This is a genomic window from Brevundimonas mediterranea (genome assembly GCF_014196125.1).
GTDB classification, from domain to species: Bacteria; Pseudomonadota; Alphaproteobacteria; order Caulobacterales; family Caulobacteraceae; genus Brevundimonas; species Brevundimonas mediterranea.
Map to the genome: position 1 here is coordinate 635,667 of NZ_JACIDA010000002.1, position 24,232 is coordinate 659,898.

Sequence of the window (24,232 nt, forward strand, 5' to 3'; positions counted from 1 at the left end):
GACTGATTACAAGTCTTTGGAGGCGCCCGCCAGAGGCGAAGCCGGCGATAGACCGATGGCCTCGGCGACGATGTCGAAATGTCCCGCCCAGGACGGCGCGGACTGAGGCGTCGGTCGCGCGGGTCTTTCCAGGGTGGCGCGTTCGACCGCAGCCAGCCAGCCGAGCCCGTCCAGCGGGTCGATCAACTCGGCATCGGGCGTGAGTTCGCGGTGGGCCGGAATGTCGGAAGCGAGCAGGGGCAGGCCCATGGCGCGGGCCTCGACCGCCGGGAGGTCGAAGCCTTCGATCGAAGACGGCGCCAGGACCGCGCGTGCGCCCCGCATCAGCCGCGCCAGCAGGACGTCGGAGAGATTGGAGGCCTGGTGCACGACGCCTCGCAGGTTCGGCGACCGTTCCAGATGGTCCAACACCGCCTCGTTTTCCCAACCGTAGCGACCAACCAGCACCAGGGACGGCGTCCTCTCTCCCAGCCGTTCTTCCAGCCGCCGCCACAGGGTCAGCAGAAGCGCCAGATTTTTGCGGGCCTCGATCGTGCCGACATGAACGAAATACGGCCGGGCCGTCTCTACGACGTCGCCGTCGATGAAGGCGGGCTCCAACCCCAGGTGCGCGACATGGACGGGCGGTTGAGGCAGGCCTTCGCAGGAGGCGAAGGCGCGCAGCTCGTCCCCTGTGGAGACCGAGTTGACGATGACGCGGCTGGCGTATCGCAGGGTGTTGGCGACCCGGGCGTGATGTTTGGCGCCGTCGCCGGGACGGCAGAATTCCGGATGGGTGATCGGAATCAGGTCGTGGAGCAGAACAACCCGTTCCACACCCGCCGCCTCCAGCTCAATCAAGGCCGTCGGCTCGTGCAGCGTAGTGTGGCCCACGTTGAGATAGAGATCGGCGGGCGGCGGTGCGACGACATGGCGGGAGCGGAAGAACTGTTTCAGCACCCGGCTTCTGTCCGCCGGCTTTTTGAGCGACGGTGCGGGCGGTGGGCTGATCACCGACTGGTCTGGGCGAACCGACGCGGTCAGCGCAGTCAGCAGCCGCGCCTCGTGCGCCGGATCGCCCGACGCATCCGCAGCCCCGTTCCACCGCGCCCGCAGTTCGCCGACGAACCGGCGGAACCATTCGGTATCGACCGCCACCAGTCGGTTCTTGCGGCCCCGCACCGGTATGGTGACGACGTCGGGGCGGGACAGCAGCCATTCGGCGTAGGCCAGACAGACCCGATCGACTCCTGTGGGGGCGGAACGGTCGGCCCGGCTCATCAGCCGGCTGGCGTCGTAAAGGATTCGCATGTTCGGGTCGTCAGGCGACGTAGCCAGCCTGCATCAGTTCGGCGATGTGGACGATGGCGGTCGGCCGGCCCTCCTCGACGACAAACAGGTTGGCGATCTTGTTCGCGGTCAGAAGATCGACGACGTCGCTCATCCGCGCGTCCGGATCGACGGTGATGGGATTAGGTCCCATGATGTCGGCCGCCGTCAGATTGGTGGTGTCGCGCTGGAAGGCGCGGCGCAGGTCGCCGTCGGTGACGATCCCGGCCAGCGTCCCGTCCGGGTCGAGCACGGCGACGGCGCCCTTTCGTCCCTCGGTGATGGCCGAGACGACCTCGCTGAAATTGGCGTTCAGCGGCACGCTGGCGGGGGCGGCGGCGTTGTCGCCCATCCATTCGCGCACGCTCTGCAGGCTCATGCCCAGTGCGCCGCCGGGGTGGTGCAGGCCGAAGTCCATGGCGCTGAAGGCGCGGCGGTCCATCAGCACCATGGCCAGGGCGTCGCCCAGGGCCAGGGTCATCAAGGTCGAGGTCGTCGGGGCCAGGCCGTTGGGGCAGGCCTCGGCCACCTTGGGCATGGTCAGGCAGACGGCGGCGTTGCGGCCCAGGAAACTGGCAGGTCGCTGGGTGATGGCGATGACCGGTATGCCGTTGCGCTGGCAAAAGATCAGCGGATCACGCAGTTCGCGGCTCTCGCCCGAGTTTGAAATGGCCAGGACGGTCACGTCCGGGCGCAACATGCCCAAGTCGCCATGGCTCATTTCGGCTGGATGGACGAAGAAGGCGCTGGTGCCGGTCGAGGCCAGGGTGGCGGCGATCTTTCCGCCGATATGGCCCGACTTGCCCATGCCGGTGACGATCACATAGCCCGGCCTGCTCATGATGACATCGACGGCGCGGGCCATCGAAACGTCGATCGACCGCTCCAAGGCCTCCAGCGCCTCGATGTTCAGCCGCATCACGTCGCGGGCGCGATCAGTCATGGCGGCGATGTCATCGGGAGACGAGTGGGCGATCTCGGTCATGGTCTGTCAGGCCCCTTATGGGCTCTCCTTGGTGCGAGGCGCGCGATCTGCCCCATCCCAAGGCCACGCGCAACGTGTCCTTTCAGACGACTTTGTCGCTTTCGGGTCAACCTTTGCCGGAGTGGCGCGTTAGGAGATGCTGGGGAAGTCAAAATGAGTGCACGCCACATGCCGTCTCACGCCGGAGCCGAAGCTCTATTGCTGCCAACGCCGCCTGTCGTCGCGGATGGGATCGCCCTGTTCCTGGATATGGACGGCGTTCTGGCGCCCATGGCGCCGACGCCCGACGGCGTCGGGCCGGTCGCGCGTCGCACCGCCGCTCTGAAGGCGGTCGAGGCCCGATTGGCGGGCCGCGTCGCCATCGTCAGTGGGCGAACAATAGCCGAGGTCGACCGGATTTCCGACCATGCCCTGACCTCGGCGTCCGGGGTGCATGGGCTGGAGCGTCGGCTGAAAGACGGATCCATCAGCCGTGGCGCGCCGGACGCCGGCGTCGCCGTGGCCCTGGCCGGCTTCAAGGCTTTCGCTGCGGATCGGCCGGGCGTCATCGTCGAGGACAAGGGGGTTTCGGCCGGGCTGCACTATCGCCAGGCGCCGGAACAGACGGACGCGGCCAAGGCCCTGGCCAAACGCTTGCAGGTCGAGACGGGCTTGAGCCTGCAGCCCGGCCATATGGTGCTGGAACTCAAGACGCCCGGCGCCGACAAGGGCACGGCCGTGATCGATTTCATGCAGGACGCCCCGTTCAAGGACGCTATCCCTGTCATGCTGGGCGACGACCTGACCGACGAACACGGGTTCGAGGCTGCGGCGGCTCTGGGCGGATATGGCGTGCTGGTGGGGCCGCAACGCGAGACGGCCGCGCGCTATCGACTGGACGACGTAGACGCCGTCCTGACCTGGCTCGAAGCCGTGGCTAAGGCCTGAACCGATGAAACCCAATCTTGATCTCTTCCCCATCGGCAACTGCGCCATCAGCGCCCTGATCGATCGTCAGGGCCGGTTCGTCTGGGCCTGTGCGCCGCGCGTGGACGGCGATCCGGTCTTCTCGTCCCTGATGAACGGCGAGGATCCCGAACACGGCTATTGGGCTGTCGAACTGGAGGGCCTGAAACACGTCAGCCAAGCCTATATCCGCAACACGCCGGTGCTGCGCACGGTCCTGACGGCGGAAGACGGCGCGGCGGTCGAGATCATCGACTTCGCGCCCCGCCATGCGAAACACTCCCGCACCTATCGGCCTCTGGCGTTCGGGCGGATCATCCGGCCGCTGGAGGGCACGCCACGCATTCGTATCCGGCTGCGTCCGTCCGCCGACTGGGGCGCCCGGCGGGCGCCCTGCACCTCCGGCTCGAACCATATCCGCTACATCTGCCCGGATGTGACCTTCCGCCTGACCACCGACTGTCCGGTGTCGCATGTGGTCGAAGAACGGGTGTTCCGCCTGGAGCGGCCGCACGCCTTCTTCATGGGGCCTGACGAGGGCTACGATCAGGACGTCGGCCCCGGGGTTCAAGCGGCGCTGGACCGCACCATCGCCTATTGGCAGGACTGGGTGCGCAAGCTGTATCTGCCGCTGGATTATCAGGAGGCGGTCATCCGTGCGGCCATCACCCTGAAACTGTGCGCCTACGAGGAGACGGGGGCCATCGTCGCCGCCATGACCACCTCGGTGCCCGAGTTCAAGGAGAGCGGCCGCAACTGGGACTATCGCTACTGCTGGATCCGCGACGCCTATTATACGGTGCGGGCGCTGAACCGACTGGGCGCGGTCGATATTCTGGAAAACTATCTCGGCTATCTGCGCAATCTGGTCGATGACGCCGCAGGCGGCCATGTGCAGCCGGTCTATGGGGTGGGTCTGGAGCCCGGCATCGGCGAAAGCATCGTCGATACGGTCGAGGGCTATCGCGGCATGAAGCCGGTGCGGATCGGCAATCAGGCGCACGAGCATCTGCAACATGACGTGTACGGACAGATCGTCCTGCCTCTGGTTCAGGCCTTCTATGACCAGCGTCTGCTGCGTCCCGGCACGGTCGAGGATTTCCACGCCCTGGAGAAGGTCGGCGAGCGGGCCTTCGCCATGCATGATCAGACCGACGCCGGCCTGTGGGAGTTCCGCACCATCGCCCGCGTCCACACCTATTCGTCGGTCATGTGCTGGGCGGCGTGCGACCGTCTGGCCAAGGCGGCGGACCATCTGGGCCTCAGCGCGCGGGGCGAGGTCTGGCGGGAACGGGCCAGGATCATCCGCGAGCGGGTCGAGGCTGAGACCTTCCTGCCGGACGAGGGTCGGTTCGCCGCCAGTTTCGGCGGTCGCGAACTGGACGCCTCGTTGTTGCAGTTGACGGACCTGGGCTTCCTCGACGCCCACGACCCGCGTCAGGTCGCCACTTTCGACGCCATCGAGCGCGATCTGAAGAAGGGCGCCTTCCTGTTCCGCTATGTCGAGCCGGACGATTTCGGCGAACCGGAGACGGCGTTCAACTTCTGCACCTTCTGGTTCATCGAGGCCCTGCACCAGAACGGCCGGGTTGAGGAAGCCCGCGAAATTTTCCAGGAAATGCTGAACCGTCGCACCGAGGCGGGTTTGCTGAGCGAAGATATTTCGGTCGAGGACGGCGAACTGTGGGGCAACTACCCCCAGACCTATTCGCTGGTCGGCATCATCAATTGCGCCGTGATGTTGAGCCGTTCCTGGACCGACGTGCGTTAAACCGCCGAACGCCGTGTCTGACCCCGGGGCTGGGGTCGTTGCCGAAGTGAAATCATGAGCCGTCTTATCGTCGTATCCAACCGGGTTTCGGCCCCCATCGACCCTGCCGCAGGCTCGGCCGGGGGGCTGGCCATGGCCCTGTCCGCCGCCTTGAGGAAATACGAGGGTCTGTGGTTTGGCTGGTCCGGCGAGACGATCGAGACCTTCACCGGCGAGATGAAGGTGGAGGACCGGGCCGGGGTCACGGTCGGTCTGGTCGATCTGGAGCCGCAGGACGTCGACGAATACTACAACGGCTACGCCAACAAGACCCTGTGGCCGCTGTTCCACCACCGCACCGATCTGGCCCAGTACGAAAGGTCCTACGGCGAGGGCTATGAGCGTGTGAATCGACGGTTCGCCGAGGTTCTGGCGCCGGTGATCCAACCTGACGACGTCATCTGGATCCACGACTATCACATGATCCCGATGGCGCGGGACCTGCGCCGCCTGGGGATCCGCAACCGGATCGGCTTCTTCCTGCACACGCCCTGGCCGGCGCGTCAGCTGCTGGTCACCTTGCCGCACCACCGGCGACTGGTGGAGTCGATGTTCGATTTCGACCTGATCGGCTTCCACACCCAGGAATGGAGCGACCTGTTCACCGACTATGTGGTCAGCGAAGCTCAGGGCGAGTTGTTCGGCCATGGCGGGCTGGAATGTTTCGGACGGCGGGTTCAGACCGGCGTCTTCCCCATCGGCATCGACGTGGACGGCTTCCTGGCGGCGCGGAACTCGACGCTGGGCGCCCGGACCTATGACCGGATGGCGGCCTCGGCGGCCTTCCGGTCAATGATTGTCGGCGTGGACAGGCTGGACTATTCCAAGGGGCTGGAGGAACGGCTGCTGGGCTATGAGCAGTTCCTTCACGACAACGCCTCGATGCGGGGTGAGGTCTTCCTGCTGCAGGTGACGCCCATCTCGCGCGATGACGTGGACTCCTATCAGGATCTGCGGGCGCGTCTGGATTCCCTGGCGGGACGGGTCAACGGCGCCTTCGGAGACATGGACTGGCAGCCGGTCCGCTATCTGAACCGCACCTATCGCCGCGATCAGCTGGCGGGCATCTATCGGGCGGCCAAGGTCGGGCTGGTGACCCCGTTGCGCGACGGCATGAACCTGGTGGCCAAGGAATATGTCGCGGCTCAGAACCCCGACGATCCCGGCGTTCTGATCCTGTCGCGGTTCGCCGGGGCGGCGGAACAGATGGGCGAGGCCCTGCTGGTCAATCCCTACAGCCGTGAGGAACTGTCGGACGCCATCCAGAAGGCCCTGACCATGCCCCTGTCCGAAAGGATCCGGAAATGGGAGGCCCTGATGCAGGTGGTGCGCGACACCGATGTCGGCATCTGGCGCGACGACTTCGTCAAGGCGCTGCGGTCCGTGGCCGGCGAGCCGGAGACGGCCCAGTGGGCCGGGGCGGCCTGACGCCTCAGCGCAGGTCGAAGGCCAGCAGCAGGGTGCGCTGGGCGGGGTTGGCGTTGTCGTCGGACAGCAGATAAAGCCGCGTCGTCTGGCCGCGCCGTTCAGCCGACACCCCCTCGAAATTATCGGTCGTGCCGGGCAGTTTCAGCTCGATCAGCACCGGCCCCGTTGTCCCGTCCGGCGACAGACGGCGAAGACGGCCGCGCATGTCGAACGGCGGGCTGTAGCTGCGCTGGACCAGGAACCAGCCCTCGCCGGACGGGTCGCGATCCAGGCCGGTGTTGCGATAGTCGCCGCCCACCGGCGCCTCGGTCGGTTGCGGGGCGACCAGGCGGCATCCAACAGACGTGCAATCCCAGACGCCGCCGGTCTCACCCGCCGCGCGCCAGCCGTCGGCGCGGTCGCCCGGAAGGGCCGCAGCCAGGCCTTCCATGCCTTCGTTGTCGGGGAAGACGGCGTCGGGCGACGCTGCGGGCGTCGCCGCCTTCAGGGCCGACAGGGGGCCATAGTTCCAGATGCGATGATGACGCTCGAAACTGATCAACAGGTCGCCCGAACGGGTCAGGGCCAGACCCTCGGCGTCGCCGTCGACCTTGTCGGTGATCGGCCGACCGTCTTCCAGCGTCAGTCGGCGCGACGCCAGACGATCCACGCCCACCAGCCGCCCCTCGGCGTCCAGCCGCAGCGTCCCGCGCACCAGGTCTCCGGCGTCCGACACGGCCACGAAGCCGCCGTCGCCGGTCAGTTTCAGATCCGACAGGCCGTGCAGCGGCGAGCCCAGGCCGGCCACGATCTCCACCCCGCCCGCGAAACTGACGCCGGGCGCCAGGACCGCCCCCGGCAGGCCGAGGCCGACAGGCTTCAGCTCAGCCGGAGCGTAGGTCCAGCCGTTCATCCCCGCCAGATCCGGCTGGGGCGCGCTGAGCGCGGTGGCGCAGGCCGTCAGCGACAGGGCGGCCCAGACAGCGGCCAGACGGCGAAAACGGGTCATGCGGCCAGTTTCTTTCGAGTCCGGCGCGTGGGCCCCGCGACGCCCTCGGCCTCGAACAGTTCGGCCAGTTTCTCGGTCATGGCGCCGGCCAGTTGCTCCACATCGACGATGGTCAGGGCCTTGCGATACCAGCGGGTCACGTCGTGGCCGATGCCGATGGCCAACAGTTCGACCGGCGACCGGTCCTCGATCTCGGCGATGACCTGGCGCAGGTGTTTGTCCAGATACAGGGCGGCGTTGGCCGACTGGGTCGAGTCGTCGACCGGCGAGCCGTCGGAAATGACCATGAGGATCCGCCGCTGTTCGGTCCGGGCCAGCAGGCGGTTGTGCGCCCATTGCAGGGCCTCGCCGTCGATGTTTTCCTTCAGCAGGCCCTCGCGCATCATCAGGCCCAGGTTCTTCTTGGCCCGGCGCCAGGGCGCGTCGGCGGCCTTGTAGATGATGTGGCGCAGGTCGTTCAAACGGCCCGGATTGGCGGGCTTTCCGGCGCTGATCCAGGCCTCGCGGCTCTGTCCGCCCTTCCAGGCCCGGGTGGTGAAGCCCAGGATCTCGACCTTGACCCCGCACCGCTCCAGGGTCCGCGCCAGGATGTCGGCGCAGACCGCCGCCACCATGATCGGCCGCCCGCGCATCGAGCCGGAGTTGTCCAGCAACAGGGTGACGACCGTGTCGCGGAACGGGCTTTCGCTCTCGGCCTTGAACGACAGGGGGGCGGTGGGGTCGGTGACGATCCGGGTCAGGCGCGCCGTATCCAGCATCCCCTCCTCCAGATCGAACATCCAGGAGCGGTTCTGCTGGGCCAGAAGGCGGCGTTGCAGCTTGTTGGCCAGACGCGAGACCACGCTGGACAGGATGGTCAGCTGCTGGTCCAGCAGATTGCGCAGCCGCTCCAGCTCCATCGGGTCGCACAGGTCGGCGGCGTCCACCACCTCGTCATAGGCGGTGGTGAAGACGCGGTAGAAATCGACCGCCCGGCCGTCGTCGGCGGTCTGCTGGCGATTGGGCTGCTGGCCCTCGTTCAGTTCCGGCCCATCCTCCGAGGCGTCGCCTTGCGGGTCGCCAGGCGCGCCCTCGGGTCGGCTGTCGCGTTCGTCCTCCGACGACTGGTCGTCGGCGTCCCCCTCCATCGACTGGGAGCCTTCGCCGCCCTGTTCGTCCTCGTCCTCGTCCGGCTCGTCGCTGGCTTCGGGGTCCTGGGGATCGGGCTCGTCCTGGCCCGGATCCTCGGAGGAGTCTTCGCCCCGGCCGTCGCCGGGATCCAGGTCGAGGGCGCGCAGCACCTCGCGCATCTTTTCGGCGAAGCCCGCCTGGTCGCCGGCCGTCGCCGCCAGGGCGTCCAGCTTGTCTCCGGCCTTGGCCTCGATGCCGGCGCGCACCAGGTCCAGCATGGACCGGGCGCCGTCGGGCGACGGGCGGCCGGTCAGGCGTTCGCGCACCAGCAGGGCCACCGCCTCCGACACCGGCACGCGGTCGGCGTCGGCGATGCGCAGGGCGCCGGTCTTTTCCAGCCGGGTGATCAGGGCGGCGCCCATATTGTCGCGCACCCCGGCGAGATACTCCGATCCCACCGCCTCGACCCGCGCCTGTTCGACCGCGTCGAACACCTCGGCCGCCTTGGTGTCGACGGGCCGCATCCGGGCGTTGATGGCCGCGTCGTGATTGGCCAGGCGCAGCGCCAGCCGATCAGCCTGGCCTCGCAGAGACGCGCTGTCGGGCCCCGAAGGGTCGCGCGGCGGATGCGGCAGGGTCAGAACCCCGCCGACCAGCTTGGGTCCGTCAGACCCAAACACCACCTCCAGCTCGGGCTGTTCGGCCAGGGCGCGGGCGGCATGGCCCAGCGCGCGCTTGAAGGTTTCGGCGGGAGTATCCGGGGCGGCCATGGCCCTCAGTTAATCCCTTCGCGCCTGCGATAAAAGCGCGATCAGCCCGGTTTTCGGATCGGCGTCCAGCGGCCGTAGGTCAGACAGCGCCAGACCCACTCCAGCGGACCCATGCGGAAGGCCGACAGCCACAGCGGCGACCAGACCAGTTGAACCGCCCAGACAGACGCCACCAGGCCCCACATGCCGACATAATCCACCTGACCGAACAGGCGCGGCCCCCACGGCATGTAGAACAGGCTGGTCATGATCAGGGTCTGGGTCAGATAGTTGGTGAAGGCCATCTGGCCCACCGGCCGCAAGGGCGCCAGCCACGACGCCCCATGTCGCGTGACCAGGACGATCAGGCTGACATAGGCCAGGGTGATGAAGATCGGGAAGGAGGCGACGACCTCCGACAGGCCCCGCGTCGGGTGAGCGCCCCGGGGCGCCATGACCTCGACCCATTCCAGCACGCCCAGCAGGGCCAGCACCGCCCCGCCGGCCGCGATGACCGCCAGATAGAGGCCCGTCGGCGCCCGGCCGCTGAGGAAGCCCGCCTTGAACAGGCCCATGCCCGTCATCATCAGGGCCACGGTCGAAAAGACGAACATGCTCAGACTGGCGCCCTGAAGGAAAAGCCAGGCCGTCAGGTTCTGGCCCATGGCCCCGGCCCAGCCGCTGCGATAGGCGGCGATGGCGGCGTTGACGGCGTCGAGCGAATACTGCGGGCCGCCCTCGCTCATGGCGTCGACGACCACCGGCGGGCCGGCGACCATCAGCCAGGCGGCGCCCGCCTGCATCGCGCCCAGCGCCAGGGTCACGGCCAGGCCGATCCCGATCAGCAGCCGGGCGGAGAACGACCGCATCAGCATCACGAACAGGCCGGACCAGGCGTACAGCAGCAGGACGTCGCCGTACCAGAAGGCCAGGCCGTGGATCAGGGCGATGACCGCCAGCCAGAACAGCCGCCGTCGCAGCAGACGCCCGCGCGCCGCATCGCCCCGCTCGCCCCCGACCAGAAAGATCGAGGCGCCGAACAGCATCGAGAACAGGGTGATGAATTTCTGGTGGAAGAAGACATCCACCGCCCAGCGCGCCACGTCGTTGGCGCCGGTCACGGGAAAGGGGCTGAGGTCCGCGTCGCCATAGACCATGAAGGGCAGGCCGAACGAGGCGACATTGACGGCCAATATGCCCAGCACCGCCAGGCCGCGCATCACGTCCAGGCTGATGATCCGCGCACCCGCCTCGACCGGCGCCAGGACGGCGTCGCCGACGACGGCGCGGTCATTCCACTGGTTTTCCATCGACATCGGATCCCCCCAATCCCGCAGCCGAAAGGGCCGCCTGCCTCAGCCCCTCGGCATCAAGCCCAACCGGTCCTTGACCGCCGGCTTGGCCTCGAAGGCGATGAAGGCGGCGCAAAGCCCCGCCCACAGGGCGTAGCTGACGCCCACGATCATGGCGATGGGCAGACCTCCGACGCCATAGATCAGCAGGGTCGTCTCGGTGGCGCCCAGAGCCTGCATGACGTCGCCGGCCTCGAGCCAGCCCGAGACCACCATCCCCAGGGCCATCGCCACCTGCAGCGCGGCCGCAGCCAGTCCGCCGAACAGCATGAACCGCCAGACCACGCCCAGGCGCGAGCCCGGCCGGCCGCTGTGACGGCGCTCGATGATGATGCGCCACAGACCCACAGGCACCACAACCAGGCCGATCAGCAGCACCATGAGACGCCAGTCCAGATCGCGGCCGAACGCGACGGCGTGGGGCGGCCACAGCGGCAGGGTCAGCAGCAGCGGCGGCCAGGCCGCGCCGGCGACGGACGCCAGGATCGGATACAGGGGCGCCGGCCGCGAATGGATGGTCGCCTGCCCGGGCAGGTCGCTATAGCTCTCGAACCGGCTCATCGCGTCGGCGCCGGCGTGTCGCCGGAATAGTCATAGAAGCCGCGCCCGCTCTTGCGGCCCAGCCAGCCGGCCTCGACATATTTCACCAGCAGGGGGCAGGGCCGGTATTTGCTGTCGGCCAGGCCGTCGTACAGCACGTTCATGATGGCCAGGACCACGTCCAGCCCCATGAAGTCCGCCAGTTCCAGCGGCCCCATCGGGTGATTGGCCCCCAGGCGCAGCGCCTTGTCGATGGAGGCGACGTTGCCGACGCCTTCGTACAGGGCGAAGATCGCCTCGTTCATCATCGGCACCAGGATGCGGTTGACGATGAAGGCCGGGAAGTCCTCGGCGTCGGTGGTGGTCTTGCCCAGGCTTTCGGCGAAGGCGACGGCGGCCGAATGGGTCTCGGCCGAGGTGGCGATGCCGCGCACGATCTCGACCAGTTTCATCACCGGCGCCGGCTTCATGAAGTGCAGGCCGATGAACCGGTCGGGCCGGTCCGAGGCCGAGGCCAGGCGGGTGATCGAAATGGAGGAGGTGTTGGAGGCCAGCAGGGTCTGGGGCCCCAGGTGCGGCGCGACCTGGGCGTAGACGGCCTTCTTGACCGTCTCGTCCTCCAGCGTCGCCTCGATCACCAGGTCGGCCCCGGTCACGGCTTCGGCGATGTCCTCGGTCACGGTGATGCGGGCCAGGGCGGCGTCGGCGTCAGCCTGGCCGATCAGGCCGCGCGCGACATGGCGCGACAGGCTGGCGGCGATCTCGCCCTGAGCCAGCGGCAGTCGGGCGGCGGCCACGTCATAAAGCCGGACCGAATAACCGCCCAGGGCCACCGCGTGGGCGATGCCTGCGCCCATCTGTCCGGCGCCCAGGACGGCGACTGTGGTGATCGTGCTCATGAACCGTGGTCAAAAATGGTCGGGGCGGGCACCTTTAGGAAGGTGGCGGCGCGGCGCAAGGGTGGAATCGTCCCTGCACATGAGAATCCTGCGCACCGTGTCCGCCCGGACCGACGCCCGGCCTCAGCCCAGAAGCCCGATCAGGGCGGGGGCGGCGGCGCGGTTGAACAGGACGCTGGCGAACTGAAGCAATAGGATCACCACGATGGGCGAGATGTCGATTCCGCCCAGGTTCGGGATGATGCGGCGGAACGGCTCCAGCAGGGGCGCGGTGATCCGGTCCAGGAAGGTGCCGACCGAATAGACGAAACGGTTGCGGTAGTTGATCACGTCGAACGCGACCAGCCAGCTCAGGATCGCCTGGGCGATGATGAACCAGATCATCAGACTGATGACGGCGTTGACCAGCCAGACGATGGCGAAACCCATGGACGCTTCTCCTGCTTGAGCGAGCGGCGCTTTTAGCCTGTCCCGCCCCCTTCCGACAACGCCCCTCGCGCGCCTGCTTCGATTGCGCGCACAAGCCCGTTGACACCACGCCCGCCCGCCTTCTATGTCCCGCGCTCGCCTGGAGGCCCGATCCAGCACTGGAAACGGGGCCGTAGCTCAGTTGGTAGAGCGCGTCGTTCGCAATGACGAGGTCAGGGGTTCGACTCCCCTCGGCTCCACCAGGCGTTATCCGTCAATGACTTGGGCTTTGGGGCTGCGGCTTAAGGTTGTCGGGTTTCCCGCACCATGGACAGGTCGTAGCCCAGTTCTCGGGTCCGGCGCAGGATGGCGTCGTGGACGTCGCGAGACGGGTGGGGCGTGCGGCTCAGAAGCCAAAGATAGCGGCCGGAAGGCTCACCTACGATAGACCAGGAATAGTCTTCAGCGCGGGCGAGCACCCAATAGTCGCCCACGTAGAAGGGACCGAAGAACGAGACCTTCAGCTTGGCGTTCCGGCTTCCCTCGACGATCTTGGCCTTGCCCTCGACGGTCTTCTCGTCGCCATTCAGCCCGCCTTGGCGGCAGGAGTTCAGTATCCCCACAAGGCCGTCGTCCCGCACGGCGTATCGCGCGGTGACGCCCTCGCAATCGCGCTCGAACCCGTTCTCGTAGCGGCCGATCTCGTACCAGAGACCGGCGTAGCGGTTCAGGTCGACGGCCTGGGCGGGTTGGGGAACGGCCGTGTTGCCGACGGGGCCGCGCTGGAAGGTGGCGCAGGCGGTCAGGCCGACGGCGGCGCCCGCCAGAGCAAGGATTGGAAGAGTGCGTCTAAGGGACATGGCGATACAAACGGAGCGACACCGCCCGCGGTTCCTAGGAGAGATGGCGACCCCTCGGTCCCCTCTACTTCAACACCGCATATCCGCGCTCCACCATCCGGCGCAGGGCTTCGTAGACTTCGGCGAGTTCGTCGAAGGCGGTGCGGGCGGCGGTCAGGCGGGCGACCTGGTCGGCGGTGACGGGGGAGCCGGAATGGGCCAGGCGCAGGGCCTCGGCGCCCCATTTGGCGCGAGCGCCTGCGGTCAGGACGGCCAGTTTCTGCAGGGAGGCGGCGTCCAGCCCTGTCAGGGCCTGGCCGATCAGCTCCTTGTTGGCGACATAGGCGGCGTAGTCGATCTGCTCCAGCTGGCCACGCAGGCGGCGCTGCTCGTGCGGATCGGTGTCCTGCGGCTCGAAATGGTCGCTGTGGCGACGCACGCTCGAGGTCATCTTGGTCGACATGGGCCGGCCCTCCACGGCCGGTCCAGACGGTTGCTGGCGGCCACATGAAGACGAAGGTTGCGCTGCGTCGGTTAACGCCGCGTTGCGCTGACGCTACGGAAACCCGATATCCGCCGCCTGAGCCAAAAGCATGGAGCTGACATGGACCTGAAACTCGCACGCAAACGCGCCCTGATCTGCGGCGGTTCGTCCGGCCTGGGCCGGGCCGTGGCCACGGCCCTGGTGGCCGAGGGCGCCCATGTGGCCCTGCTGTCGCGCGACGCGGTCAAGCTTCAGGCCGTGGCCGATGAACTGAACGCCATGGGTCCGGGCAAGGCGGCCGTGGTCACGGCCGACCTGGCCGATCACGAGGGCCTGATGAAGGCCGCCGACCTGGCCGAGGAACTGCTGGGCGGCCATATCGAGATCCTGCTGAACAACACCGGGGGGCCGCCGCCGTCGGGCGTGTCGGGGCTGGAGCCGTCGGTCTGGCGCGATCATTTCGAATCCATGGTGCTGTCGATCTTCCGTCTGACGGACCGGGTGCTGCCGCGCATGCGGGCCGCCGGTTGGGGCCGGATCCTGAACGTCGCCTCGATCACCGTGGTCGAGCCGTCGGCCGCCCTGGGGGTGTCCAACACCCTGCGGGCCTCGGTCGCCGCCTGGGCCAAGACCCTGGCCAACGAGGTCGGGCCGGACGGGGTCACGGTCAACACCCTGCTGCCGGGCCGGATCGACACCCCGCGCATCGCACGCCTGGACCAGGCGACGGCCGAACGCACCGGCGTGACGCCGCAGGAGGCCCGCGCCGAATCCGTGAAATCCATCCCCGTCGGCCGGATCGGCGCGACCGAGGAGTTCGGCGCCACCGCCGCCTTCCTGGCCAGCCCCCTGGCCGCCTATGTCACCGGCTCGCTGATCCGGCTGGACGGTGGCGCGGTGAGGGCGATCTAGTCACGCGGGAGTTGGGGCTTACGCGCGGGGATGGGCCGCCGCATAGGCGTTCAGCAGGCGTTCAGCGTCGACGCCGGTGTATTTCTGGGTCGTCGACAGGCTGGCGTGGCCCAGCAGTTCCTGGATCGAGCGCAGGTCGGCGCCGGCGCTCAGCAGATGAGTCGCGAAACTGTGGCGCAGGGCGTGGGGGGTGGTGCGTTCAGGCAGGCCCAGCCGCCCGCGCAGCCGCTGGACCGACGCCTGGACGTGGCGCGGGCTGAGCGGACCGCCGCGCCGGGCGCGGAACAGGGCGTCGGACGGCTGAAGCGGAAAGGGCTGGAGCGCCAGATAGGCGTCCACGGCTGCGCGGACCGCCGGCAGGACCGGGACGATCCGGGTCTTTGATCCCTTGCCGAGAACACGCAGGGTTTCGCCCAGCGGGGCGTCGGCCCGGGTCAGGGACAGGCCCTCGGAAATTCGCAGGCCGCAGCCGTAGAGCAGGGTCAGGACGGCGCGGTCGCGCGCGGCCTCCCAGGGTTCGGCGTCCGGGTCGGCGTCGGGTTCGGCCAACAGGCCGCGCGCCTGATCCTCCGTCACGGGCCGGGGCAGGGACGGCTTGATCCGGGGGCCGCGCACCAGGGCCAGCTGGGGGGCGGGCGTGTCCAGCCGCCGGTCGAGAAAGGCGTGAAAGCCGCGAATGGCCGACAGGGTCTGGCTGAGGGACCGGGCCGCCAGGGGATGATCGCCGGATCGGCGGTCCGCCAGATGGGCGCGGACCTCGGCGGCGGTGACGGTTCCCAGCGTCTTCAACGTCAGGGCCTCGCCGCGATGGCGTTCGAGGAAGGCGACATACAGCCGACCGATATGGCCGTAGGCCTCGAGGGTGCGCGGCGACAGCCGCCGCTCGTGCGCCAGATGCTCGAGCCAGGCGAGCAGGGCGTCGGCGGCGGTCAGTTCAACACCGGCCATCGCTCGGCCATCCGCTCCACCACCCGGGCCAGGAAGGCCGCCAGTTCGCAGCCCATGGTCGGGGTGAAACCCGCTTCCTCGGGCGAGCCGAAGGCGCACAGGCAGGACCGGGGCGGTTCGCCCGGCGTCAGATGCGGGGCCATGCGGATCAGGGCGACCGACTTCACCTGATCGGCGGCCGCGCCGAACAGGTCCAGTCCCTCGAACACCGGCCCCAGCCACGTCAGGCCATGCTCGCCCAGCAGATTGTCCACCGCGCCCGGCTCCAGCGCACGCCAACCGAAGGGCACGCCGCCCGGCTTTTCCATGGCGATGGCGGCGCCGGCCAGACCGAACCGACCCTGGGCCGCCGCATCCAGACGGCGCGCCAGGTCGGAATGGTTGCGCGCCTCCATCAGGTCCAGGGCGGCGACATGGGTCTGGGTCTGGGCGGCGAAATTGGCCCGGGCGATCATCTCGACCTCGCGCCGGGCGCCGGTCTCGCGTTCGACCACCGCCTCGAGCCGGGTCAGGGCGGCGGCGCCGAACTCGACCACATTGCGACCGTGCGGACGCAGGCCGATCTCCTCCAGCAGGGAGCGATCGTCCAGCAGGGTCTGGGCGTGCGTCTGCAGCCAGCCGCGCACCTCGGGCCAGTGCAGGCCGTCGCCCAGATGGGGGACCGGCTCCGCCTCGGAGGTTTCGAAAAGGTCCAATGAGCCGCTCAAACAGACCTCTCCGTGACGCGCGATTTACAGGATGGACTGACCGGTCTTGGCCCAGTCCGCCACGAAGGCATCAAGACCTCTGTCGGTTAACGGGTGCTTTACCAGGGCCTTGAATGTGTCGGCGCCGAAGGTGGCGGCGTCCGATCCGGCGACGGCGGCGGCGGCCACATGGGCGACATTGCGCAGCGAGGCGGCCAGGATCTGGGTCTCGAAACCGTGCACGTCATAGAGGACGCGGATCTCTTCCAGCAGGGCGATGCCGTCGGCGCCATTGTCTTCCAGTCGGCCGACGAAGGGCGAGACGAAGGTGGCGCCGGCCTTGGCGGCCAGCAGGGCCTGGGCGGCGGAGAAGCACAGGGTGACGTTGGTCTGGATCCCCTTGTCGGTGAAGACGCGGCAGGCGCGCAGGCCGTCCCAGGTCAGGGGCAGTTTCACGACCACGTTCGGGGCGATGGCGGCGAGCTTGTCGCCCTCCTTGACCATGGTCTCGAAATCGAGCGAGACGGCCTCGGCGGAAATCGGCCCCTCGACCAGGGCGCAGATTTCGGCGATGACCTCGGCGATGTTCCGACCCGACTTGGCGATCAGCGACGGATTGGTGGTGACGCCGTCCACCATTCCGGTGGGGATCATGTCCTTGATGATGGCGACGTCGGCGGTATCGAGAAAGAGTTTCATGGACGGCTTCATAGCCGAGGGCGAAGTTCGGTGAAAGTCGCCTCGGTCCTCATTCCCCTGCCCGTGCCGGAAGCCTTCGATTACGAGGCGCCCGAAGGCATGACCCTGGCGCGCGGCGATCAGGTGGCCGTGCCCCTGGGCCCACGGCTGATCCGGGGCGTGGTGTCCGAGGTGTTCGAGACCACCGGCTCCAACCGGCGGCTGAAATCGGTCGACTCGAGACTGGACGATCCCGCCCTGCCGGCCGGCGTGATGGATTTCGTCGAATGGGCCGGGCGCTGGACCCTTTCCCCGCCCGGCGAGATGGCGGCGACGGCGCTGAAGGGGCTGCGCGCACCGAGTCCCCGGCCGGAACGCAAGGTGCGGCGGGTCGGCGACCGCCAGCCGGCGCGCGCCACCCCGGCCCGGACAGGCGTGCTTGAGGCCCTGGGTGAGCGCGCCATGGCGGGCGCCGATCTGGCGCGCTCCGCCGGCGTGTCGTCAGGCGTGATCAAGGGACTGATCGACGAGGGCGTTCTGGAGATCGTCGAGATCGCGGCGGAGGCGGCGTTCGACCGGCCCGACCCCGACCACGCCCCGGCGACCCTGAACGGCGACCAGGCGGCGGCGGCGGCGGCCCTGGTTGACGGCGTCACCGGCGGCGGCTTTCGCCCCTTCCTGCTGGACGGGGTCACGGGGTCGGGCAAGACCGAGGCCTATCTGGAGGCGATCGCACGGGTGCTGCGGGCCGATCCGGCGGCGCAGATCCTGATCCTTCTGCCCGAAATCGCCCTGACCCAGGCCCTGATCGAGCGGATCACGGCCCGGTTCGGCGCCGCCCCGGCCGAATGGCATTCCGGCGTCGCGCCACCGCGCCGGCGTCAGGTTTGGGAGGCGGTGGTCGCCGGCCGGTGCAATATCGTGGTCGGCGCCCGTTCGGCCCTGTTCCTGCCCTTCGTCAATCTGCGGCTGATCGTGGTGGACGAGGAGCACGACAGTTCGTTCAAACAGGAAGAGGGTCTGGTCTATCACGGACGGGATCTGGCGGTGGCGCGAGCGCGGATCGAAAAGGCGGCCGTGGTTCTGGCCTCGGCGACGCCGTCGCTGGAAACCCTGTGGAACGCCCAGGCCGGGCGGTATGACTGGCTGAAGCTGGGCGCGCGTCACGGTGTGGCGGTGATGCCCGATATCGAACTGCTGGACCTGCGCCAGCACACGCCCGATCCCCAGACATGGCTGTCGCAACCGCTGCGTCTGGCGGTGGCCGAGACCCTGGCGCGCGGCGAGCAGACCCTGTTGTTCCTGAACCGGCGCGGTTATGCGCCCGTCGTCCTGTGCCGCGTCTGCGGGCACCGGCTGACGGCGCCGGACACCGACAGCTGGCTGGTCGAGCACCGCTACACCGGCCGACTGGTCTGTCACCTGACCGGCTTCTCCATGGCGCGGCCCAAACAGTGCCCGTCATGCGGGGCTGAGGATTCCCTCGTCTCGGTCGGCCCCGGCGTCGAACGGGTCGAGGAAGAGGTGCGCCAGCTGTTCCCCGAGGCGCGGACGGCGGTGTTCAGCTCCGACACCGTGCCCGACGCCAAGTCGGCCCGGGCCTTGATCCAGCGGATGACCGACGGCGAGATCGACATTCTGGTCGCCACCCAGGCCGCCGCCAAGGGCCACAACTTCCCGCGCCTGACCCTGGTCGGGGTGGTGGATGCGGACCTGGGCTTGCGGGGCGGCGACCTGCGGGCGGCCGAGCGGACCTATCAGCTGCTGGCCCAGGCGACAGGGCGGGCGGGCCGCGCCGACCGACCGGGGCGGGCCATTTTGCAGACCTGGACGCCCGAACACCCGGTGCTTCAGGCCCTGGCGGCCGGCGACCGGGACGCCTTCGTCGAGGCGGAGATGGCCGAGCGGGAAGCCGCCGCCCTGCCCCCCTTCGGCCGGTTGGCGGCGATCATCGTGTCCAGCGAGAATGCGGCGGCGGTGGAGAAGGTCGCCGCCGACCTGGCCCAGGCCATTCCCAACGCCGAACGGCTGGAGGTCTATGGCCCCGCCGACGCGCCCCTGGCCCTGGTGCGCGGACGGCGGCGCAAGCGGCTGCTGGTGCGGGCGGACCGCGACGTCAATCTTCAGGCCTTCCTGCGCGCCTGGCTGACGCGGGTGAAAATCCCCGCCTCGGTCCGGCTGACGGTGGACGTCGATCCCTACTCCTTCCTCTGACCGCCCCATGGCCGCAACGAGGATGGAGGCCTGGCCTCCGAGTCGAACGGAGGGTTTTCGGGCTTGCAAGCCCGCCGCGTAGCCACTCCGCCACCAGGCCGTAACGCGTGCAGACTGCCACGGGCTTGGCTGCGGCTGATGTCAGGCGCGTTTCGACATGTAACGCGCCGTAGCGGCGATATGGGGCGCGAAAACTCATCGGGCGGGCGGCGACCCGCGCATCGTCGGCGGCGGAGACGGTCATTCACGAAGGCCGGGTGGTTGCTCCCGCATGTCCGATGGCGAAGGCGTGCCCCCGTCTTCAGGGTCCAGTCATCGAGGGCCGGTCGCCGGCCCGGCATGAACAGGACGCCCGCCATGAAGACCCTTTCCGCCCTTTGCGCTTCCGCTGCTCTTGCAACCGCCCTGGCGTCGACCTCCGCCTTGGCCGCCGACGTCACCTTCGACTTTGACGTCGCTGCGCCGACCGGGCGGATCATGGTCGCCCTGTTCGACAGCGAGGCCAACTACGGCGGCGAGGGCCAGCCGGTTCGTTACGCCATGGTGGACGCAGCAGCCGCTTCCAAACAGGTCAGGTTCGAGGACCTGCCGGACGGCGACTATGCGATGCGCGCCTTCCATGACGTCGACGGCGACGGGAAGATGAACACCAATCCGTTCGGCATGCCGATCGAGCCCTTCGCCTTCTCGAACAACGCCGCCGGAAACATGGGTCCGGCGTCCTGGGCGCGCGCGAAGTTCACAGCGACCGGCGCGGTCGTCCAGACCATCGCCCTGAAATAATCAGACCCTGTCCGGAGCCAGATCATGATCCCGTCCCGCCGTTCCTTCCTGTTGGCCGCCGCTGCGCTGTCGGCCGCCGTCGCCACGCCCGAGATGGTCCGCGCCGCCGCCGCCCTTGACGCCGCCGCCCAGGCGGACTGGGCCCTGGCCACCCGCGACGTCGAGGGCGATCTGCCGCGTCAGACGATGCGCCTGATCCACGGCCGGGCGCCGGCGGGGCTGGAGGGCGCCTTGTTCCGCAACGGACCGGGTCGGTTCCGACGGCCGGGCGGGTCCGTCACCCACTGGTTCGACGGCGACGGCCTGATGCGGGCCTTCCGCATCCAGGACGGCCAGGCCACGCTGGAGGCCCGGTTCGCCGATACGCCCAAGCGCCGGGTCGAGACCGAACTGGACGCCGTCGTGACCCCGGGGTTCGGGACCGGCGGCGACCCACGCGCGCGGGTCAGCTCGAACGACGACGCCAGCGCCGCCAACACGGCCGTCCTGGCGGCGGGAGACCAGATCTGGGCCTTGTGGGAAGGCGGTTCGCCCCTGGCGATGGATGCGTCCGACCTGTCGACCCAGGGCTTCGTCACCCTGCGGGAAGATCTGAAAGGCATGCCGTTCCAGGCCCACCCTCGGCGCGCGCCCGACGGCTCGATCTGGAACGTGGGCACGGCCGGCGCCCAAGCCGTGATCTGGCGGCTGAACGCCGACGGCGGACTGAACCGGGCCGAGATCGTCCGCCTGCCGCGCGCCAGCTATATGCACGACTTCACCGCCACCGACCGGCACCTGATCCTGGTGCTTCAGCCCTGGATCCAGGAACGCCAGGCCATGCCCGTCATCAATGGCCTGGTGTGGCGTCCGGAGACCGGGACACAGGTCATGGTGCTGGACAAGGACGACCTCACGCAGTCACGCCTCTATGAGCTGCCGGGCTTCTTCCATTTCCATCTGGGCGACGCCTGGGCCGAACGCGACGGTACCATCCGTTTCGACGTCGCCGCCAGCGGCGATCCGCGCTTCGCCGTCGCCGGCGCGCGGGTGCTGGTCGAAGGCCATGGCGTCGTGCCGGGCGACCCGGCGAAACTGGCCCTGGTCACCCTGCGCCCCGACGGCAAGGCTGACATGCTGACGACCGACGCCGTCGGCGAGTTTCCAAAGGCCGACCCCCGTCGTCTGGGGCTGAAGCGCAGCTTGACCGTTCACACCAGCGGCGAAACCACGGGGCGCCCCCTGCCCACGGGTCTGGCCGTGCAGGACTGGGACAGCGGCCGGTCGCACGGCTTCACCTTCGGGCTTCATCAGATCGTCGAGGAGACGGTCTTCGTGCCCAAGCCCGGCGCCACGGCCGAGACCGACGCCTGGCTGGTCGGACCGTCGGTCAATCTGAAGGCCGGGCGCACCGAACTGCACGTCTTCGACGCGGCCCATGTCGAGGACGGGCCAGTGGCGACCTGGCAGGCGGACACGGCCCTCCCCGCAGGCTTCCACGGAACCTGGGTGGGATAGGGTGGCCAAGGCACGGCGCTTGCGGGCCTTCACGGTTCGCAAAGCCCGACGTGCCAAGGTGAGACCATGACCCCCGTCCAGACGCCCGCCGATCTGCGCCCCATCACCGCCCTGCGTTTCGGCGCGGCGATCTGGGTGGCCGTCTACACCTTCTGGGAAAACCTTGCCGGCGCCGGGTCGTCCGGCCTTGTCGACAAGGGCTATCTGGGGGTCGAACTGTTCTTCGTCCTGTCCGGCTTCATCCTCAGCCATGTCTATCTTCAGTCGGCGGGCGAGAAGCGGTTTTCGTATCGCGGCTTCCTGTGGGCGCGGGTGGCGCGGGTCTATCCCCTCCATATCGCGACCCTGGTCGGGGTGGGGCTGTTGGCCGCCGTCGCCCTGGTCGCCGGGATGAGCGTGGACAGCAATGTGCTGTCGTGGGTCTCGCTTCCGGCCAATCTGCTGATGGTCCACGCCTGGGGCCTGGCCCCCGTCGCTGGTTGGAACCACCCGTCCTGGTCGATTTCGGCCGAATGGTTCGCCTATCTCTGTTTCCCCCTGTTCGCCTTCGTCTTCTGGCGCGCGCGTGAGAAGCCGGTGGCGGCCGTGGTCGGCGCGGCGGCCTTTCTGGCGGTGCTCTATTACGGGTTCGAGCGCGTCGCGGGCTTTCCGTTGACCGAGGCGACCATCCGCTGGGGCGCCTTGCGCATCGTGCCCTGTTTCGCCCTGGGCTGCGCCCTGTACCTCGTCTACCGCAAGGCGCCGCTGAAGGCGCCCTGGACCGCCTCGGCCGTGTCGTTCGGCCTCATGGTGCTGAGCGCGGCCCTGGGCCTGTGGGACGGCGTCACGGTGCTGCTGGCCGGCGCACTGATCCTGTCGCTGGCGTCGCTGCCGAACGAACGGGCCGGATGGCTGGCGTCCAAGCCGGCGGTCTATCTGGGGGAGATCAGCTATTCGGTCTATATGGTCTGCGTACCTTGGAAGCTGCTAGCCGTTAACCTTGCGGCCAAGCTGACCGACGCTCCGGACAAGCAGCTTCAACTTTTCGTGTGGTTGGCGATTTTCGCGCTTTTGCCGGTCGTGGCGGCCCTGTCCTACCACCTGGTGGAACACCCGGCACGCAAGGCTTTGAGAGGTATGGCGCAAGGACGCAAAACAGCGTCAAGCGACAAACCACAGGACGGCGATACGCCGAAAAGGGTTTTTCAATCCTAATTTCCTATGGTCTAAAAAGACCATCGGCAGTCGGGACGAGACCTCAGCATGATGAAACGGCTCAAAGCCGCCGCGGTTGCGGCGACCCTCGGTTTTTTTGCGCTGGGCGTCACCCCCGTTTCCGCAAAGGCCGATGAGCCGTACTGGCAGTGCGTGACCTTCGCCCGCATGTTCTCGGGCATCAACATCTTCGGCGACGCCTGGACCTGGTGGCGTCAGGCCACCGAGAAGTTCCGCACCGGCGACGCGCCCGAAACGGGTTCGGTCCTGGTCTTCCGTCCCGAAGGCCGGATGAGCCGGGGCCATGTCGCCGTCGTCTCCGACATCCTGACCGACCGGGTCGTGCGCGTGACCCACGCCAACTGGGGCGGCAGCCGCGGCAGGGTCGAGGAAAACGTCACCGTCGTTGACGTTTCTCCCTCCAACGACTGGTCCCAGGTCAAGGTCTGGTACAATCCGATCAACGGCCTGGGCACGACCGTCTATCCAACCTACGGCTTCATCTACAAAGGCGCCCGCGACGCCTTCGACGCCGGGCGTCAGATCGCGTCGAACGCTTCGAGCCAAGGCCAGCACTAGGCCGACTTGCGCATCCGCCCCCTGCGGGCGATAGCGACGCATGACCCAATCCAGCGACATCACCTACGCCGGCTATCTGGCGTTGGACGACCTGCTCTCGACCCAGCATCCGCTGTCAGACCAGCACGACGAAATGTTGTTCGTCGTCATCCACCAGACCAAGGAGCTGTGGCTGAAGCAGATCCTGCACGAGACAGCCCTGGCCCAGCAGCTGGTTCGCGCCGGCGACCTGGTCCCGGCTTACAAGAGCCTGGCCCGGGTTTCGCGCATCCAGGCGGTGATGACCCACAGCTGGGACATCCTTTCGACCATGACCCCGTCGGACTATCTGCGGTTCCGGGGCTCGCTGGGGTCGTCCTCGGGCTTCCAGAGCGACCAGTTCCGTCGGTTCGAGGCCATGCTGGGCCTGAAGGACGCCAGCTTCCTGAAGTTCCATACGGATCGGCCCGAAGCCCTGGCCGCGCTCCAGGCCGCCATCGCCGCCCCCAGCCTGTACGACGACGCCCTGGCGCAGATGGCCAAGGCCGGCCTGCCCATACCGGCCGAGGTGCTGGATCGCGACGTGACACAGCCCTACGAGCCCTCGGAAGCCGTCGAGGCGGCCTGGCTGGAGGTCTATCGCGACACCGAGCGGTGGTGGGCCCTGTACCAACTGGCCGAGAAGCTGGTCGATCTGGATGACGCCCTGCTGACATGGCGGCACAAGCACGTCGTCACGGTCGAGCGGATCATCGGCCGGCGGCGCGGCACCGGCGGCACCGAGGGGGCGGCCTATCTGGCCTCGACCCTGACCAAGCGCTGCTTCCCGGAACTGTGGTCCCTGCGCACCAAACTTTGATGTCGTGGGGCGGCAACCAAGGCCTCGCCCAGCCATTTCGCCGTTCGACCGCAATCGC

23 protein-coding genes and 2 tRNA genes are annotated in these 24,232 nt (G+C 68.3%); 11 read left to right on the forward strand and 14 right to left on the reverse strand.

Translation table 11 applies throughout. The features are described from left to right. Nucleotides 1–6: 6 nt before the first annotated feature. Both GGR11_RS11935 and GGR11_RS11940 read right to left on the reverse strand, forming a co-directional pair. A complete protein-coding gene (locus tag GGR11_RS11935) occupies nucleotides 7–1,290 on the reverse strand; it encodes a glycosyltransferase family 4 protein (protein ID WP_183197271.1) in 1,284 nt (427 codons plus the stop codon). Nucleotides 1,291–1,300: 10 nt separating this feature from the next. Continuing rightward, the gene (locus GGR11_RS11940; protein ID WP_183197273.1) at nucleotides 1,301–2,293 is read right to left on the reverse strand and encodes a KpsF/GutQ family sugar-phosphate isomerase; all 993 of its coding nucleotides are present in this window, start codon (nucleotides 2,291–2,293) and stop codon (nucleotides 1,301–1,303) included. Between the two features lie 153 nt (nucleotides 2,294–2,446). On the opposite strand from GGR11_RS11940, the gene otsB reads away from it, so the two are divergent. The 3 genes from otsB to GGR11_RS11955 are packed head-to-tail and all read left to right on the forward strand — an operon-like array spanning nucleotide 2,447 to nucleotide 6,476. Beyond that, nucleotides 2,447–3,220: a trehalose-phosphatase gene (gene otsB, locus GGR11_RS11945; RefSeq protein ID WP_425485673.1), complete on the forward strand. Its 774-nt coding sequence runs from the start codon at nucleotides 2,447–2,449 to the stop codon at nucleotides 3,218–3,220. 4 nt (nucleotides 3,221–3,224) lie between these two features. Next, nucleotides 3,225–5,009 (forward strand): glycoside hydrolase family 15 protein, encoded by a 1,785-nt coding sequence (locus tag GGR11_RS11950; protein ID WP_183197275.1) that lies wholly within the window; start codon nucleotides 3,225–3,227, stop codon nucleotides 5,007–5,009. Nucleotides 5,010–5,063: 54 nt separating this feature from the next. Next, nucleotides 5,064–6,476, forward strand: coding sequence for an alpha,alpha-trehalose-phosphate synthase (UDP-forming) (locus GGR11_RS11955; protein ID WP_183197277.1), 1,413 nt, complete (start codon nucleotides 5,064–5,066; stop codon nucleotides 6,474–6,476). Nucleotides 6,477–6,480: 4 nt separating this feature from the next. On the opposite strand, the gene GGR11_RS11960 is transcribed toward GGR11_RS11955, so the two are convergent. The 6 genes from GGR11_RS11960 to GGR11_RS11985 all read right to left on the reverse strand — a co-directional run bounded on the left by GGR11_RS11960 (nucleotide 6,481) and on the right by GGR11_RS11985 (nucleotide 12,543). Beyond that, entirely contained in the window at nucleotides 6,481–7,464 is a 984-nt protein-coding gene (locus GGR11_RS11960; RefSeq protein WP_183197279.1) for an esterase-like activity of phytase family protein, read from the reverse strand. Next, entirely contained in the window at nucleotides 7,461–9,344 is a 1,884-nt protein-coding gene (gene cobT, locus GGR11_RS11965; protein WP_183197281.1) for a cobaltochelatase subunit CobT, read from the reverse strand. The genes GGR11_RS11960 and cobT overlap by 4 nt, the downstream gene beginning before the upstream one ends. A gap of 41 nt (nucleotides 9,345–9,385) precedes the next feature. Further along, nucleotides 9,386–10,639, reverse strand: a complete 1,254-nt coding sequence (locus GGR11_RS11970) for a DUF418 domain-containing protein (protein ID WP_183197283.1) — start codon at nucleotides 10,637–10,639, stop codon at nucleotides 9,386–9,388. Nucleotides 10,640–10,678: 39 nt separating this feature from the next. Then, complete coding sequence (locus GGR11_RS11975; RefSeq protein ID WP_183197285.1) at nucleotides 10,679–11,236, reverse strand: phthalate transporter; 558 nt, start codon at nucleotides 11,234–11,236, stop codon at nucleotides 10,679–10,681. Then, nucleotides 11,233–12,114, reverse strand: coding sequence for a 3-hydroxybutyryl-CoA dehydrogenase (locus GGR11_RS11980; RefSeq protein ID WP_183197287.1), 882 nt, complete (start codon nucleotides 12,112–12,114; stop codon nucleotides 11,233–11,235). Before GGR11_RS11980 ends, GGR11_RS11975 begins: the two co-directional genes overlap by 4 nt. 123 nt (nucleotides 12,115–12,237) lie before the next feature. After that, nucleotides 12,238–12,543 (reverse strand): YggT family protein, encoded by a 306-nt coding sequence (locus GGR11_RS11985; protein ID WP_008262663.1) that lies wholly within the window; start codon nucleotides 12,541–12,543, stop codon nucleotides 12,238–12,240. A gap of 166 nt (nucleotides 12,544–12,709) precedes the next feature. On the opposite strand from GGR11_RS11985, the gene GGR11_RS11990 reads away from it, so the two are divergent. Continuing rightward, nucleotides 12,710–12,785 (forward strand) — tRNA-Ala (locus GGR11_RS11990). A 39-nt stretch (nucleotides 12,786–12,824) separates the two neighbouring features. Here GGR11_RS11990 and GGR11_RS11995 read toward each other — a convergent pair. Together GGR11_RS11995 and GGR11_RS12000 are read right to left on the reverse strand one after the other, a co-directional pair. Then, nucleotides 12,825–13,382 (reverse strand): lipocalin family protein, encoded by a 558-nt coding sequence (locus GGR11_RS11995; protein ID WP_183197290.1) that lies wholly within the window; start codon nucleotides 13,380–13,382, stop codon nucleotides 12,825–12,827. A gap of 64 nt (nucleotides 13,383–13,446) precedes the next feature. Further along, nucleotides 13,447–13,824, reverse strand: a complete 378-nt coding sequence (locus tag GGR11_RS12000; protein ID WP_183197291.1) for a hypothetical protein — start codon at nucleotides 13,822–13,824, stop codon at nucleotides 13,447–13,449. A gap of 141 nt (nucleotides 13,825–13,965) precedes the next feature. On the opposite strand from GGR11_RS12000, the gene GGR11_RS12005 reads away from it, so the two are divergent. After that, on the forward strand, nucleotides 13,966–14,757 hold the full coding sequence (locus GGR11_RS12005) for an SDR family oxidoreductase (protein WP_183197293.1): 792 nt from the start codon (nucleotides 13,966–13,968) through the stop codon (nucleotides 14,755–14,757). 18 nt (nucleotides 14,758–14,775) lie between these two features. Here the strand turns inward: GGR11_RS12005 and GGR11_RS12010 are convergent, their stop codons facing one another. From GGR11_RS12010 to fsa, 3 genes are read right to left on the reverse strand one after another with little or no spacing between them, the layout of a single operon-like run. Next, complete coding sequence (locus GGR11_RS12010; protein WP_183197295.1) at nucleotides 14,776–15,705, reverse strand: tyrosine recombinase XerC; 930 nt, start codon at nucleotides 15,703–15,705, stop codon at nucleotides 14,776–14,778. Beyond that, entirely contained in the window at nucleotides 15,687–16,400 is a 714-nt protein-coding gene (locus GGR11_RS12015; protein WP_183197297.1) for a DUF484 family protein, read from the reverse strand. Before GGR11_RS12015 ends, GGR11_RS12010 begins: the two co-directional genes overlap by 19 nt. A 36-nt stretch (nucleotides 16,401–16,436) precedes the next feature. Then, nucleotides 16,437–17,090, reverse strand: coding sequence for a fructose-6-phosphate aldolase (fsa, locus tag GGR11_RS12020; RefSeq protein WP_183197299.1), 654 nt, complete (start codon nucleotides 17,088–17,090; stop codon nucleotides 16,437–16,439). Nucleotides 17,091–17,120: 30 nt separating this feature from the next. Here fsa and GGR11_RS12025 point away from each other — a divergent pair, with 30 nt between their 5' ends. Next, nucleotides 17,121–19,283, forward strand: coding sequence for a primosomal protein N' (locus GGR11_RS12025; RefSeq protein WP_183197302.1), 2,163 nt, complete (start codon nucleotides 17,121–17,123; stop codon nucleotides 19,281–19,283). Between the two features lie 23 nt (nucleotides 19,284–19,306). Here the strand turns inward: GGR11_RS12025 and GGR11_RS12030 are convergent. After that, nucleotides 19,307–19,383: transfer RNA gene (locus GGR11_RS12030), tRNA-Ala, on the reverse strand. A gap of 257 nt (nucleotides 19,384–19,640) precedes the next feature. On the opposite strand from GGR11_RS12030, the gene GGR11_RS12035 reads away from it, so the two are divergent. The 5 genes from GGR11_RS12035 to GGR11_RS12055 all read left to right on the forward strand — a co-directional run bounded on the left by GGR11_RS12035 (nucleotide 19,641) and on the right by GGR11_RS12055 (nucleotide 24,174). After that, nucleotides 19,641–20,066 (forward strand): DUF2141 domain-containing protein, encoded by a 426-nt coding sequence (locus tag GGR11_RS12035; protein WP_183197304.1) that lies wholly within the window; start codon nucleotides 19,641–19,643, stop codon nucleotides 20,064–20,066. A gap of 24 nt (nucleotides 20,067–20,090) precedes the next feature. After that, nucleotides 20,091–21,563 carry a carotenoid oxygenase family protein gene (locus tag GGR11_RS12040; RefSeq protein ID WP_183197306.1) on the forward strand — a complete coding sequence of 491 codons (1,473 nt, stop codon included), beginning with the start codon at nucleotides 20,091–20,093 and terminating at the stop codon, nucleotides 21,561–21,563. A gap of 66 nt (nucleotides 21,564–21,629) precedes the next feature. Then, the gene (locus GGR11_RS12045) at nucleotides 21,630–22,757 is read left to right on the forward strand and encodes an acyltransferase family protein (RefSeq protein ID WP_183197307.1); all 1,128 of its coding nucleotides are present in this window, start codon (nucleotides 21,630–21,632) and stop codon (nucleotides 22,755–22,757) included. Nucleotides 22,758–22,805: 48 nt separating this feature from the next. Beyond that, nucleotides 22,806–23,336, forward strand: coding sequence for a CHAP domain-containing protein (locus GGR11_RS12050; protein WP_183197310.1), 531 nt, complete (start codon nucleotides 22,806–22,808; stop codon nucleotides 23,334–23,336). Between the two features lie 40 nt (nucleotides 23,337–23,376). Continuing rightward, complete coding sequence (locus GGR11_RS12055) at nucleotides 23,377–24,174, forward strand: tryptophan 2,3-dioxygenase (RefSeq protein ID WP_183197311.1); 798 nt, start codon at nucleotides 23,377–23,379, stop codon at nucleotides 24,172–24,174. The last annotated feature ends 58 nt before the right edge of the window (nucleotides 24,175–24,232 follow it).

Coding starts and splice junctions, on each gene's coding strand:
- GGR11_RS11935 (WP_183197271.1), bottom strand. CDS start 1,290: ATGCGAATCCTTTACGACGCCAGCCGGCTGATGAGCCGGGCCGACCGT.
- GGR11_RS11940 (WP_183197273.1), bottom strand. CDS start 2,293: ATGACCGAGATCGCCCACTCGTCTCCCGATGACATCGCCGCCATGACT.
- otsB (WP_425485673.1), top strand. CDS start 2,447: ATGAGTGCACGCCACATGCCGTCTCACGCCGGAGCCGAAGCTCTATTG.
- GGR11_RS11950 (WP_183197275.1), top strand. CDS start 3,225: ATGAAACCCAATCTTGATCTCTTCCCCATCGGCAACTGCGCCATCAGC.
- GGR11_RS11955 (WP_183197277.1), top strand. CDS start 5,064: ATGAGCCGTCTTATCGTCGTATCCAACCGGGTTTCGGCCCCCATCGAC.
- GGR11_RS11960 (WP_183197279.1), bottom strand. CDS start 7,464: ATGACCCGTTTTCGCCGTCTGGCCGCTGTCTGGGCCGCCCTGTCGCTG.
- cobT (WP_183197281.1), bottom strand. CDS start 9,344: ATGGCCGCCCCGGATACTCCCGCCGAAACCTTCAAGCGCGCGCTGGGC.
- GGR11_RS11970 (WP_183197283.1), bottom strand. CDS start 10,639: ATGTCGATGGAAAACCAGTGGAATGACCGCGCCGTCGTCGGCGACGCC.
- GGR11_RS11975 (WP_183197285.1), bottom strand. CDS start 11,236: ATGAGCCGGTTCGAGAGCTATAGCGACCTGCCCGGGCAGGCGACCATC.
- GGR11_RS11980 (WP_183197287.1), bottom strand. CDS start 12,114: ATGAGCACGATCACCACAGTCGCCGTCCTGGGCGCCGGACAGATGGGC.
- GGR11_RS11985 (WP_008262663.1), bottom strand. CDS start 12,543: ATGGGTTTCGCCATCGTCTGGCTGGTCAACGCCGTCATCAGTCTGATG.
- GGR11_RS11995 (WP_183197290.1), bottom strand. CDS start 13,382: ATGTCCCTTAGACGCACTCTTCCAATCCTTGCTCTGGCGGGCGCCGCC.
- GGR11_RS12000 (WP_183197291.1), bottom strand. CDS start 13,824: ATGTCGACCAAGATGACCTCGAGCGTGCGTCGCCACAGCGACCATTTC.
- GGR11_RS12005 (WP_183197293.1), top strand. CDS start 13,966: ATGGACCTGAAACTCGCACGCAAACGCGCCCTGATCTGCGGCGGTTCG.
- GGR11_RS12010 (WP_183197295.1), bottom strand. CDS start 15,705: ATGGCCGGTGTTGAACTGACCGCCGCCGACGCCCTGCTCGCCTGGCTC.
- fsa (WP_183197299.1), bottom strand. CDS start 17,090: ATGAAACTCTTTCTCGATACCGCCGACGTCGCCATCATCAAGGACATG.
- GGR11_RS12035 (WP_183197304.1), top strand. CDS start 19,641: ATGAAGACCCTTTCCGCCCTTTGCGCTTCCGCTGCTCTTGCAACCGCC.
- GGR11_RS12040 (WP_183197306.1), top strand. CDS start 20,091: ATGATCCCGTCCCGCCGTTCCTTCCTGTTGGCCGCCGCTGCGCTGTCG.
- GGR11_RS12045 (WP_183197307.1), top strand. CDS start 21,630: ATGACCCCCGTCCAGACGCCCGCCGATCTGCGCCCCATCACCGCCCTG.
- GGR11_RS12050 (WP_183197310.1), top strand. CDS start 22,806: ATGATGAAACGGCTCAAAGCCGCCGCGGTTGCGGCGACCCTCGGTTTT.
- GGR11_RS12055 (WP_183197311.1), top strand. CDS start 23,377: ATGACCCAATCCAGCGACATCACCTACGCCGGCTATCTGGCGTTGGAC.